Source organism: Pseudomonas sp. 2, from assembly GCF_056627435.1.
The window spans coordinates 91208-103304 of record NZ_JBWXNG010000008.1 but is presented as its reverse complement, the minus strand read 5'-3'; the positions used below and the strand labels follow the sequence as shown (position 1 = coordinate 103304).

Here is a 12097-nt window from a genome sequence, read left to right as displayed (position 1 = left end):
AAGGATTCGCATTGCCGGAATACACCGGGCCATGCGATTGGCTAAGATGCCAGCCATCACGGCCGACATCGGCCGTACCGAACCGTTGTTTCAGGAGCCTGAATGTCCAGCGAAGAAGACACCACCGTCAGTGGTGCAGCGCCCATGATTCCAGACCAGCGCAGGGAGCTGATGTTGCGTCAGTTGCGCAAGCATCAGGTACTCAGCGTGCATCAACTGATGGAGATGTTCGACTGCTCGCACATGACCATCCGCCGCGACATCGCCTTGCTGGAGCAGAGTGGCCGCGCCTATTCGGTGACCGGCGGCGTGCGCATCGCCAGCCAGGTGCACAGCGAGCCGAGCCACCAGTCCAAGGCGGTCGTCGAGCTGCCGCACAAACAGGCGATGGCTCGCCTCGCGGCCAGCCTGTTGCACCCGGAAATGACCGTGTACCTGGACGCCGGGACCAGCACGCTGGAACTGGTGCCCTACATCGTCGCGCTGTCGGGGATGACCGTGGTGACCAACGATTTCGGCGTGGTCAACGCGCTGGCCGACGCCACCCATGTGGATGTGATTCACACCGGCGGCCTGCTCGATCACCCCAACCGCTCCTGCGTGGGTGGGCTGGCGGCGGCGACCTTGCGCCATCTGGCGACTGACCTGGCGTTCATGTCCACCAGCTCGTGGGACCTGCAGCGCGGCACCACCACGCCGTCGGCCTTGAAAGTCGAGGTCAAGCAGGCGGCGATGCAGGCAGCATCGCGCTGCGTGCTGCTGACCACCAGTTCGAAATACGGCACGTTCGGCATGTACAAGGTGGCCGGGCTTGAGCAGTTCGACACCATCGTCAGCGACGACGGCCTGGGCCAAGCCGCCGCCGACAGCATTCGGGCGCTGGGGGTGGATGTGTTGTTGGCGTCGGTTGAAAAAACCCGATAACCCCGCTTGCGCTTTTGATTCTGCCGAAGGCGTGGGAGCTTGGCTTGCCAGCGATCTGGCGCGCAGCGGCAGCAAGATCATTCAACGCGATTGTGTCAGGCAGACCGCATTTTCAGAATTTGCTGCCGCTACGCGGCAGATCGCCGGCAAGCCGGGCTCCCACGGCCTTCGGCCAGAAGCAAAACCGCCAAAAGCCCCGGCCCAGACACCGGGGCTTTTTTGTTGAGCAAAAAACGATCAATGTTAACTTTTGTTAACTCAAAATATCACTTCACATTATTCGCTCACAGGTTCACTATCTTTAACAGTTCGTAACAAACACCGTTCAAGTGCCGACCCACGAAGGCACGCGACTCGAGGAGAGCTTCATGAATAACAAGAACGTCGGCGTCATTGGCCTGGGTGCCATGGGCCTGGGCATCGCCCGTTCGCTGCTGCGCAGCGGTTTCAATGTTCATGCCTGTGACGTGCGTGCCGCCGTGACCGAGCAGTTCGCCAGCGAAGGCGGCGTTGCTTGTGATTCTCCCGCTGCGATGGCGGCCGCCTGTGATGTGATCATCACCGTGGTGGTCAACGCCGAGCAGACCGAAACCGTGTTGTTCGGTGAGAACGGTGCCGTCGCTGCGCTGGCTCAAGGCAGCCTGGTCATCGGTTGCGCCACTGTCGCGCCGACCTTCGCCATCGAGCTGGGCCAGCGCCTGACCGAAAAAGGCCTGCTGTACCTCGACGCGCCGATCTCCGGCGGTGCGGCCAAGGCCGCTGCCGGTCAGATGACCATGATGACTTCCGGCCCGGCCGACTCCTACGCCAAGGCTGACGCAGTGCTCAACGGCATGGCTGGCAAGGTCTATCGCCTGGGCGACGTCCATGGCTTGGGTTCGAAGGTCAAGATCATCAACCAGCTGCTGGCCGGTGTGCACATCGCCGCCAGCGCCGAAGCCATGGCCCTGGGCCTGCGCGAAGGTGTCGACGCCGACGCCCTGTACGAAGTGATCACCAACAGCGCCGGCAACTCGTGGATGTTCGAAAACCGCGTGCCGCACATCCTCAAAGCTGACTACACCCCGCTGTCGGCCGTGGACATTTTCGTCAAGGATCTGGGCCTGGTGCTGGATACCGCTCGTGCCAGCAAATTCCCGCTGCCGCTGTCGTCCACCGCCCACCAGATGTTCATGCAGGCGTCGACCGCAGGTTTCGGCCGTGAAGATGACTCGGCCGTGATCAAGATCTTCCCGGGCATCACGCTGCCGGGCGCCAAAGCCGCCAACGACTGAGGAATCGCAGATGAGCAATACGACTCCGCGCCCTCTGTTGGGCTGCATCGCCGACGACTTCACCGGCGCCACTGACCTGGCCAACATGCTGGTCCGTGGCGGCATGCGCACCGTGCAGAGCATCGGCATTCCGAGCGCCGAAAGCCTGGCCGAACTGGACGCCGACGCCATCGTCATCGCCCTGAAATCGCGCACCACCCCGGCTGCCGAAGCGGTCGAAGAATCCCTGCAAGCCCTGCAATGGCTGCGTGATCGCGGCTGCGAGCAGATCTTCTTCAAGTACTGCTCGACCTTCGACTCGACCGCCAAGGGCAACATTGGCCAGGTCAGCGAAGCGCTGCTGCAGGCGCTGAACAGCGACTTCACCCTGGCCTGCCCGGCATTCCCGGAAAACGGCCGGACGATCTTCCGCGGTCATCTGTTCGTGCAGGATCAACTGCTCAACGAATGCGGCATGCAGAACCATCCGCTGACGCCGATGTGCGACGCCAACCTGGTGCGCGTGCTGCAATCGCAAACCGGCAAAAAAGTCGGCCTGCTGCGTTACGACGCCGTGGCCAAGGGCGTTGAAGGCGTGCGTGCGCGCATCAACGAGCTGCGTGCCGATGGCGTGGTCATGGCCATCGCCGACGCGCTGTCCGATGCCGACCTGTACACCCTGGGCGAAGCCTGTGCCGACCTGCCCCTGCTGACCGGCGGTTCGGGCCTGGCGCTGGGCCTGCCAGGCAACTTCCGCAAGGCGGGCAAACTGCGCGACATCGACGCGGCCAAACTTGAGCCGGTCGACGGCGGCGAAGTGGTGCTGGCCGGTAGCGCATCGGTGGCCACCAACGGTCAGGTCGCGGCCTGGCTGGAAGCCGGTCGCCCTGCCCTGCGCATCGATCCACTGGCGCTGGCTGACGGCAAGCCTGTGGTCGAAGACGCACTGGCTTTCGCCCGCAATGCCGGGCAAACCGTTCTGATCTACGCCACCAGCAGCCCGGACGAAGTCAAGGCCGTGCAGCAGAAGCTGGGCGTGGAACGTGCTGGCGCGATGGTTGAAGACGCACTGGGCAAGATCGCCAAAGGCCTGCTCGAATCGGGCGTGAAACGCTTCGTCGTCGCCGGTGGCGAGACCTCGGGCGCGGTGGTTCAGGCGCTGGGCGTGAGCCTGCTGAAAATCGGCGCGCAGATCGACCCGGGCGTGCCGGCCACCATCAGCAGCGGCGAACAACCGCTGGCTCTGGCGCTGAAATCCGGCAACTTCGGTGGCCGTGACTTCTTCGACAAGGCCCTCAAGCAGCTTGCAGGAGGTGCTCAATGAGCACTGAAAACAAACTGCGCGAAGAAATCTGCGACATCGGCCGCCTGCTGTTCGGCCGTGGCTACACCGTTGGCAGCGCGGGCAACATCAGTGCGCGTCTGGATGATGGCTGGCTGATCACCCCGACCGACGCCTGCCTGGGTCGTCTGGATCCGGCAGCCATCGCCAAGGTCAATCTGGCCGGCGAGTGGGTGTCGGGCGACAAGCCCTCGAAGACCCTGATGCTGCACCGCGAAGTCTACGACCGTAACCCGGGCGTCGGCGGCGTGGTACACACCCACTCCACGCATCTGGTGGCGCTGACGCTGGCCGGTGTCTGGCAGCCGAATGACATCCTGCCGCCCATCACGCCTTATCAGGTGATGAAGGTCGGCCACATCCCGCTGATCAGCTATGAGCGCCCAGGTTCGCCGAAAGTCGCCGAACAGGTGGCAAAACTGGCCAACAGCGTGCGAGGCGTGATGCTCGAACGTCTGGGTCCGGTGGTCTGGGAAAGCTCGGTGGCCAAGGCAGCCTTTGCTCTGGAAGAGCTCGAAGAGACCGCGCGCCTGTGGCTGATGAGCAACCCCAAACCCGAACCGCTGGACGCAGCGGCGCTGGAAGACTTGCGCCAGGCCTTTGGCGTGAGCTGGTAATCCATCCTCAACGCGTTTGATCGGGGGCCGTTTCCGCGGCTCCCACAGCCCGGCATTGCCGGACAACAATAACAACAGGACACGACACTCAACATGACTCCTCTGATCCTAATGACCATCGCCGGAGCCGGCATCGCGCTGCTGCTGCTTCTGGTGCTCAAGTACAAATTCCAGCCGTTCGTGGCCCTGATGCTCGTCAGCATCATCGTCGCGCTGGTCGCCGGGGTGAAACCGGCCGACCTGGTGGCGACCATCGAAGGCGGCATGGGCAAGACCCTGGGCCACATCGCGATCATCATCGCGCTGGGCGCCATGATCGGTCGCATCATCGAACTCTCCGGTGGCGCCGAGGCGCTGGCCAAGACCCTGATCAACCGCTTCGGCAACAAACGCACGCCGCTGGCGTTGACCGTCGCAGGCTTCATGGTCGGCATCCCGGTGTTCTTCGAAGTGGGCGTGATCATCCTCATGCCGCTGGCCTACGGCGTCGCGCGCGCGGCCCGCAAACCGCTGCTGATCTTCGCCCTGCCAATGTGCGCCGCGCTGCTGTCGGTGCACGCGTTCCTGCCGCCGCATCCGGGCGCCGTCGCCGCTGCCGGCCAGCTGGGCGCTGATCTGGGTCGAGTGCTGATGTTCGGCATCCCGATGGTCGCCGTGCTGTGCCTGATCGGCTATGTGATTGCCGGCCGCATGACCCGCAAGACCTACCCGATGACCGACGACATCCGCAGCGAAGTCTACGGTCCACACATCACCAATGAAGACTTGGTGGCCTGGGCGAACAACGACTACTCCAACACCAAGGAAGCGACCCACACCAAAGAGCTGGGCCTGGAAGAAAGCGCCAGCAGCCTGGCTGCGCGTCTGCCCAAGGCTCCAGCGCCGGGCGCGGGCATCATCGTTGCGCTGATTCTGCTGCCGATCATCCTGATCCTGCTGGGCACGCTGGCCACCACCATGCTGCCTGCCGACTCGGGCCTGCGCAGCGTGCTGACCGTACTCGGTGCGCCGCTGGTGGCGCTGCTGATCGACACCCTGCTGTGCGCCTGGATTCTGGGTTCGCGTCGCGGCTGGAGCCGCAGCCAGGTATCCGACGTGATCGGCTCGGCACTGCCGGGCGTGGCGATGGTGATCCTGATCGCCGGTGCCGGTGGCGTATTCGGCAAGGTGCTGGTCGATACCGGTATCGGTGCGGTCGTCTCCGAAGCGCTGCGCAACACCGGCCTGCCGGTGCTGGCACTGGGCTTCATCCTGACCCTGCTGCTGCGCGCCGTTCAAGGCTCGACCACCGTGGCGCTGGTGACCACTGCCGGTATCTTGAGCCCGCTGATCGCGACCCTGAACCTGTCCGCCAACCACATGGCGCTGCTGTGCCTGGCCATGGGCGGTGGCGGCCTTGCGATGTCGCACATCAACGACGCCGGTTACTGGATGTTCACCAAGCTGGCGGGCCTGAACGTCGGTGACGGCCTGCGCACATGGACCTTCCTGGTGACCATTCTGGGTACACTGGGCTTCCTGATGACCTTGCTGCTCTGGCCTTTCGTTTGATTTACCGGGCCGTGTGGAATGCTGATTCCACACGGCCTTTCTCTTTGAAGACAGGAGAAAGACATGCCTCGTTTCGCTGCCAACCTCAGCATGCTGTATCCGCAACATGAGTTCCTCGATCGCTTCGCCGCTGCGGCGGCAGACGGCTTCGAGGCGGTGGAATACCTGTTTCCGTACGACTTCACTGCGGCCGAAATCAAACAGCGTCTGGTCGACAACAACCTGACCCAGGCGCTGTTCAACGCGCCGCCGGGCGACTGGGCCAAGGGCGAACGCGGCATCGCGTCGCTGCCGGGCCGTGAGGAAGAATTCCGCGCCGGCATTCAGAAAGCGCTGGAATACGCCGCCGTGCTGGGCAACGACCGCATTCACGTGATGGCCGGCCTGCTGCCGAGCGAAGACCTGCGCGAGAAGCACCACGCGGTCTACATCGAAAACCTGCGTTACGCCGCACAGCAAGCCGCCAAAGTGGGCATCACCGTGCTGATCGAGCCGATCAACACCCGTGACATGCCGGGCTTCTTCCTCAACCGTCAGGACCAGGGCCAGGCGGTGTGCAAGGAAGTCGGTGCCGACAACCTGAAGGTGCAGTTCGACTTCTATCACTGCCAGATCGTCGAAGGCGACGTGATCAGCAAGTTGCGCCGTGATTTCGCAGGGGTCGGCCACATCCAGATCGCCGGCGTGCCGGATCGTCACGAGCCGAACCTGGGCGAAGTGAACTACCCGTGGATTTTCGAAGAGATTGACCGCCTGGGCTACACCGGCTGGATCGGTTGCGAGTACCGTCCGAAGGGCGATACCAGCGAAGGTCTGCAGTGGTTGCGGGACTGGAAGGCAGCCAACCCTTCCTGATCGCACCGCCCAATCCGTAGCAGTCCGGCTTGCCGGCGAATGCGATAGATCATCCACCCTCGAGGTGTCTGAACGGATGCATTCGCCAGCAAGCCGGCTCCCACGGCCTTCAGCCAGAGACCAACGCTCAGATGCTCACTCCCCGATCACTTCCCCCTTGAACTGATCCTTGATGTAGGTGATCTCGGTCTTGCCATGCGGCGCAGGCAAACCATCTTCTCCCAGATTCACAAACACCATCTTGTCCACCGTCAGAATGCTCTTGCGGGTGATCTTGTTGCGCACTTCGCACATCAGGGTGATCGAGGTGCGGCCGAACTCCGTCGCGGTGATGCCCAGTTCGATGATGTCGCCCTGGCGCGAGGCGCTGACGAAGTTGATCTCGGAAATGTACTTGGTCACCACACGCTGATTGCCCAGTTGCACGATGGCGTAGATCGCCGCTTCTTCGTCGATCCAGCGCAGCAGGCTGCCGCCGAACAGGGTGCCGTTGGGGTTCAGATCTTCGGGTTTTACCCACTTGCGAGTGTGGAAGTTCATGTTCGCTCCTGATCGTCTGTCTGATGATGACGAGCATAGTGCCAGCCCCGGCCGTTTACCTCCATTGAGCATCGACTATGGTCTCGATTAGTCGCTCGTCATTTAGCCCTTGGGTAGATCAACCAGCGCCGTTATACTCTGCACCGCTTCAAAAAACGGTCATCACCGCTTGATACCGTTTTCCCGCCACCTGTCCGAGGGGCGCTGCAGCAGGTCAACCTGTCAGGCTCGGATGGGGCGTTGTTTGCCAGGGTTCAACCTTGCGCAAGCCTTAAACGCACAACGGCGCCCATTCGCACACTACGAATGGAGACTCTTATGAGCGCTGTACTGACGCCCAACGATTTCAACGACTACAAGGTTGCCGACATTTCCCTGGCTGCATGGGGCCGTCGCGAGACCATCATCGCTGAATCCGAAATGCCTGCCCTGATGGGCCTGCGTCGCAAGTATGCCGGTGAGCAACCGCTCAAGGGCGCGAAGATTCTCGGCTGCATCCACATGACCATTCAGACTGCCGTGCTGATCGAAACCCTGGTTGCCCTGGGTGCCGAAGTACGCTGGTCGAGCTGCAACATTTTCTCGACTCAGGATCAGGCCGCTGCTGCCATCGCTGCTGCCGGTATCCCTGTCTTCGCCTGGAAAGGCGAGACCGAGCAAGAGTACGAGTGGTGCATCGAGCAGACCATCCTCAAAGATGGCCAGCCTTGGGACGCCAACATGATTCTCGACGACGGCGGCGACCTGACCGAGATCCTGCACAAGAAATACCCGGCGATGCTGGAGAAGATCCACGGCGTCACCGAAGAAACCACCACCGGCGTGCACCGCCTGCTGGACATGCTGGCCAAGGGCGAACTGAAGATCCCTGCGATCAACGTCAACGACTCGGTCACCAAGAGCAAGAACGACAACAAGTACGGCTGCCGTCACAGCCTGAACGACGCCATCAAGCGTGGTACCGACCACCTGCTGTCCGGCAAGCAGGCGCTGGTCGTCGGCTACGGCGACGTGGGCAAGGGCTCGGCTCAGTCCCTGCGTCAGGAAGGCATGATCGTCAAGGTCACCGAAGTCGACCCGATCTGCGCCATGCAGGCCTGCATGGACGGCTTCGAAGTGGTTTCGCCGTTCATCAACGGTGAGAACGACGGCACCGAAGCGAGCATCGACAAGGCGCTGCTGGGCAAGATCGACCTGATCGTGACCACCACCGGTAACGTCAATGTTTGCGACGCGAACATGCTCAAGGCCCTGAAAAAGCGCGCCGTGGTCTGCAACATCGGCCACTTCGACAACGAAATCGACACCGCTTTCATGCGCAAGAACTGGGCATGGGAAGAAGTGAAGCCACAGGTGCACAAGATCCACCGCACCGGCGCAGGCGATTTCGACCCGCAGAACGACGACTACCTGATCCTGCTGGCCGAAGGCCGTCTGGTGAACCTGGGCAACGCCACCGGTCACCCAAGCCGCATCATGGACGGTTCGTTCGCCAACCAGGTACTGGCCCAGATCTTCCTGTTCGGCCAGAAGTACGCTGACCTGAGCCCGGCTCAGAAAGCCGAGCGCCTGACCGTTGAAGTCCTGCCCAAGAAGCTGGACGAAGAAGTGGCGCTGGAAATGGTCCGTGGCTTCGGCGGCGTAGTGACCAAACTGACCAAGACCCAGGCCGACTACATCGGCGTGACCGTCGAAGGTCCGTTCAAGCCGCACGCTTACCGCTACTGATCCATTGCCGGAGTGCTTGCCCGCCGTTACGGGCAAGCCACTCTCGCAAGAACGACCGCTCCCTTGTAGGAGCGCGCTTGCCCGCGACCGCGGAGTGTCAGTCACCTATTTTGTCACTGACACGTCGCAATCGCGGGCAAGCGCGCTCCTACAGGTCCTGTGGTCAGGCTTCCGAATTCCCAGGATATGACCATGTCCCAAGACCGTCGCTACAGCTTCGAGTTCTTCCCGACGAAGACCGATGCTGGTCACGAAAAACTGCTCGCCACGGCCCGTACGCTGGCGGGTTACAACCCCGATTTCTTCTCCTGCACCTACGGCGCGGGCGGGTCCACGCGTGACCGCACGATCAACACCGTGCTGCAGCTGGAAAAAGAAGTGAACATTCCTGCCGCGCCGCATCTTTCCTGCGTGGGCGACAGCAAGGACGAACTGCGTGGCCTGCTGGCCCAGTACAAGGACGTCGGCATCAAGCGCATCGTCGCCCTGCGCGGCGACCTGCCCTCGGGCATGGGCATGGCCAGCGGTGAGCTGCGTCACGCCAACGACCTGGTCGAATTCATTCGCCAGGAAACCGGTGATCACTTCCACATCGAAGTCGCCGCCTACCCCGAGATGCACCCGCAAGCGCGCAACTTCGAGGACGACCTGAAGAACTTCGTGCGCAAGGCCAATGCCGGTGCCGACAGTGCCATCACCCAGTACTTCTTCAACGCCGACAGCTACTTCTACTTCGTCGAGCGCGTGCAGAAAATGGGCGTCACCATCCCTGTAGTGCCGGGCATCATGCCGATCACCAACTACAGCAAGCTGGCGCGCTTCTCCGAAGCCTGCGGTGCGGAAATCCCGCGCTGGATCCGCAAGCAACTGGAAGCCTGCGGTGACGATTCGGCGAGCATCCAGGCCTTTGGCGAGGAAGTGATCACACAGATGTGTGACACTTTGTTGCAAGGCGGAGCCCCGGGATTGCACTTCTATACGCTCAACCAGGCTGAACCTAGCCTGTCGATCTGGAACAATCTCAAGCTGCCCCGCTGAACGGCTTGAATCTGTCTCGAACACCCTGGTCACTATAGGGTAACGTTCGCCCGGCAGGCTGATAGCACATAGCCTGCCTGTGCCTTACCGAGACGGATATCCAAGTAGTTGACTTCACTCCATACCATCACCTCCCGCCCGCAACTGGTCTATCTGGTATTCGGTGCCGACACCTACCATCAGGAAGCGGTGTTCAGCATTGCGAGCGCTCTGGCGAAAGCCGGCGATACCGCCGACCGCCCCTTCGACATTCAGGTCTTCAGCGACAACCCCGCGCCTTATCGGGACCTGCCGGTACGCGTGCGCCCCATCGACGCCGACATGCGTCGCCAGTGGAGCGGCCCTCACCATTACCATTTCCGCTGCAAGCACGTGGTGGCGCGCATGGTGCTGGAGGAGGCGGAAAAAGCGATCCTGATCGACACCGACACCTTCTTTCACGCAAGCCCCATGGCGCTGTTCGAGCGGGTTCAGCCGGGCACTCTGCTGTGCAACGCCTTCCAACTGCGTTATGCCGAATGCAGGAATACGATTCTCTACACCGCCATGGCCGAACCTCTGGCACAGCGCGGGCTTGCCGATGACGACATGACCCTGGTGAATTCCGGCGTGATCGGGCTGACGCACAACAACATTCCGGTGCTGGATATGTCTATTGCCCTGATGGACGAATTTCACCCACTCACCCCCGGAGCCATCACTCTTGAGGAGTTTTGCCTGGGCGTTGCCGCGTACCGTTCTCTGAAGATCGAACAGTGCCCTGACCTGATTCACCACTACTGGAGCCGCAAGCCACTGTTCCGGGCCAAGGTGCGCGCCTGGCTGAGCAAGCACCAGCACAACCCGCTCAGCGCCAGCGCCCTGCAGGACACCGGCAACGTTTCACCGCACGTCCCGCGCCCCGGCGCCTGGCAACGCTTGATGTACAAGAGCGCCACGCTGGCCGTGCCGCAACAACAGCGCCAGTTCGTGCGTGAAGTGCTGTACGGCTGCTGCCAGTACCCGAACGAGTTCGATCGTGCCTGCTCGGCGGTCTGGTGGGAGAAGGCTTTCAGCAACGCCGAGCAACGCATGAAAGGCCCGATTCCTCCGGCACAGCTGCAGCAGTGGCTGGAACACTGGGCGGTGCGTCGCCTGCTGGGCCGCAGGCGTACGGCTATTTATCAGCATCTGGTCCAGGCCCGGCGCGCGGGCTGATCGACTGGCCAGCGGTGCAGGCCAGAACCTGCACTGCATCAGCGCCCCCCCTTCTATTTGGCGGACGAGCGTCGTACTCTCGCGCCATGCCCCTGACCTTCCGACTGCTATGCGCCGCCGTTCTCGCCTGCCTGAGCTTCGCCGCTCTGGGCGAAAGGCTGCGTATCGTCACCGAGCCGTGGGCGCCCTATGTGATCGTCGACGGCCAGAAGGTCTCTGGGCTGGACTACGAGATGACCACCATCGTCTTCAAGCGCCTGGGCATCGATGTGCAATGGCAATTCCTGCCCTGGAAGCGCTGCCTGCTGATGCTTGAACAGGGCGAAGCCGATGGCGCCCTAGACATTTTCAAGGTCGCCGAGCGCGATGATCTGCTGCTGTATCCCAGCGAGCCGCTGTCGCAGATCAACTGGGTGCTGTTCCAGGCCAATGCCCGCCCGCACCGCTTCGACAGCCTGGCCGACCTCACCGGGCTGACAGTCGGCGTGTCGCCGGGCTACCTGTACAGCCCGGAATTCGACAGCTCGAAACTGTTCATTCGCGAGCCGGCGCCCAGCCACGAGGCCAACTTCGGCAAGCTGGTGCGTGGGCGCATCGACCTGCTGGTGACGGAGCGGCTGGTGGGGCAGCAGATGATCGACAAGCTCAAACTGCGTGACGAGGTCAGCGAAGTGCCCAACGTCGTCGCCCGCCGCGACCTGTATCTGGCGGTGCGACGCAATGTCGGCATGGACCTGCTGGTGCAGCGCTTTGCCGCCGAACTCAAACGCTTCAAGCGCGAGCCTGAGTATGCGCAGTTGGTCGCGCGCTATACCGGTCAGGAGCCGGCCAGCACCCAGACGGCGACCGGCAACGAAAAAACCGTTGAGCAGCACGAAAGCAGCGCGTTGTGATTGCTCTGTTATACTCGCGCAATCCCGCCAGGCTTACGCCCGGATGCTCGGTCTCACAGAAGACTTCTCGAACACGTCAGCAGCGCATTTTCGTTCACGCGCCCCCTGCCCCGAGTTGAACTTACAGACCCCGGGACCGCGCCCTCCGAACTCATTTCG

Annotated in this window: 11 protein-coding genes and 1 riboswitch; of the genes, 10 read left to right on the top strand and 1 reads right to left on the bottom strand. The window is 62.2% G+C overall.

Annotated elements, in window-relative coordinates; all coding sequences use genetic code 11:
- Window positions 1–102 precede the first annotated feature (102 nt).
- From AC1MEK_RS15285 to otnI, 6 genes are all read left to right on the top strand, one after another.
- Window positions 103–924, top strand: a complete 822-nt coding sequence (locus tag AC1MEK_RS15285) for a DeoR/GlpR family DNA-binding transcription regulator (RefSeq protein WP_480397129.1) — start codon at window positions 103–105, stop codon at window positions 922–924.
- Window positions 925–1292: 368 nt separating this feature from the next.
- Window positions 1293–2198, top strand: coding sequence for an L-threonate dehydrogenase (gene ltnD / locus AC1MEK_RS15280; RefSeq protein ID WP_480397128.1), 906 nt, complete (start codon window positions 1293–1295; stop codon window positions 2196–2198).
- 10 nt (window positions 2199–2208) lie between these two features.
- Entirely contained in the window at window positions 2209–3501 is a 1293-nt protein-coding gene (otnK, locus tag AC1MEK_RS15275; RefSeq protein ID WP_480397127.1) for a 3-oxo-tetronate kinase, read from the top strand.
- Window positions 3498–4136 carry a 3-oxo-tetronate 4-phosphate decarboxylase gene (otnC, locus tag AC1MEK_RS15270; RefSeq protein ID WP_480397126.1) on the top strand — a complete coding sequence of 213 codons (639 nt, stop codon included), beginning with the start codon at window positions 3498–3500 and terminating at the stop codon, window positions 4134–4136. Before otnK ends, otnC begins: the two co-directional genes overlap by 4 nt.
- A gap of 93 nt (window positions 4137–4229) precedes the next feature.
- Complete coding sequence (locus AC1MEK_RS15265) at window positions 4230–5687, top strand: GntT/GntP/DsdX family permease (protein ID WP_480397125.1); 1458 nt, start codon at window positions 4230–4232, stop codon at window positions 5685–5687.
- A gap of 63 nt (window positions 5688–5750) precedes the next feature.
- The gene (otnI, locus tag AC1MEK_RS15260) at window positions 5751–6542 is read left to right on the top strand and encodes a 2-oxo-tetronate isomerase (RefSeq protein ID WP_480397124.1); all 792 of its coding nucleotides are present in this window, start codon (window positions 5751–5753) and stop codon (window positions 6540–6542) included.
- 135 nt (window positions 6543–6677) lie between these two features.
- Here otnI and AC1MEK_RS15255 read toward each other — a convergent pair whose 3' ends face one another.
- Entirely contained in the window at window positions 6678–7082 is a 405-nt protein-coding gene (locus AC1MEK_RS15255) for an acyl-CoA thioesterase (RefSeq protein WP_480397123.1), read from the bottom strand.
- Window positions 7083–7272: 190 nt separating this feature from the next.
- Window positions 7273–7380: riboswitch (S-adenosyl-L-homocysteine riboswitch) on the top strand.
- A 20-nt stretch (window positions 7381–7400) separates the two neighbouring features.
- Here AC1MEK_RS15255 and ahcY point away from each other — a divergent pair.
- From ahcY to AC1MEK_RS15235, 4 genes are all read left to right on the top strand, one after another.
- Entirely contained in the window at window positions 7401–8810 is a 1410-nt protein-coding gene (ahcY, locus tag AC1MEK_RS15250) for an adenosylhomocysteinase (protein WP_480397122.1), read from the top strand.
- 192 nt (window positions 8811–9002) lie between these two features.
- Window positions 9003–9848 carry a methylenetetrahydrofolate reductase [NAD(P)H] gene (gene metF, locus AC1MEK_RS15245; protein WP_480397121.1) on the top strand — a complete coding sequence of 282 codons (846 nt, stop codon included), beginning with the start codon at window positions 9003–9005 and terminating at the stop codon, window positions 9846–9848.
- Between the two features lie 108 nt (window positions 9849–9956).
- Window positions 9957–11045: a hypothetical protein gene (locus AC1MEK_RS15240; protein WP_480397120.1), complete on the top strand. Its 1089-nt coding sequence runs from the start codon at window positions 9957–9959 to the stop codon at window positions 11043–11045.
- Between the two features lie 86 nt (window positions 11046–11131).
- Window positions 11132–11938, top strand: a complete 807-nt coding sequence (locus AC1MEK_RS15235; protein WP_480397119.1) for a substrate-binding periplasmic protein — start codon at window positions 11132–11134, stop codon at window positions 11936–11938.
- Window positions 11939–12097: the final 159 nt, after the last annotated feature.

Coding starts and splice junctions, on each gene's coding strand:
- AC1MEK_RS15255 (WP_480397123.1), bottom strand. CDS start 7,082: ATGAACTTCCACACTCGCAAGTGGGTAAAACCCGAAGATCTGAACCCC.
- otnK (WP_480397127.1), top strand. CDS start 2,209: ATGAGCAATACGACTCCGCGCCCTCTGTTGGGCTGCATCGCCGACGAC.
- AC1MEK_RS15265 (WP_480397125.1), top strand. CDS start 4,230: ATGACTCCTCTGATCCTAATGACCATCGCCGGAGCCGGCATCGCGCTG.
- ahcY (WP_480397122.1), top strand. CDS start 7,401: ATGAGCGCTGTACTGACGCCCAACGATTTCAACGACTACAAGGTTGCC.
- otnI (WP_480397124.1), top strand. CDS start 5,751: ATGCCTCGTTTCGCTGCCAACCTCAGCATGCTGTATCCGCAACATGAG.
- AC1MEK_RS15285 (WP_480397129.1), top strand. CDS start 103: ATGTCCAGCGAAGAAGACACCACCGTCAGTGGTGCAGCGCCCATGATT.
- ltnD (WP_480397128.1), top strand. CDS start 1,293: ATGAATAACAAGAACGTCGGCGTCATTGGCCTGGGTGCCATGGGCCTG.
- AC1MEK_RS15235 (WP_480397119.1), top strand. CDS start 11,132: ATGCCCCTGACCTTCCGACTGCTATGCGCCGCCGTTCTCGCCTGCCTG.
- otnC (WP_480397126.1), top strand. CDS start 3,498: ATGAGCACTGAAAACAAACTGCGCGAAGAAATCTGCGACATCGGCCGC.
- metF (WP_480397121.1), top strand. CDS start 9,003: ATGTCCCAAGACCGTCGCTACAGCTTCGAGTTCTTCCCGACGAAGACC.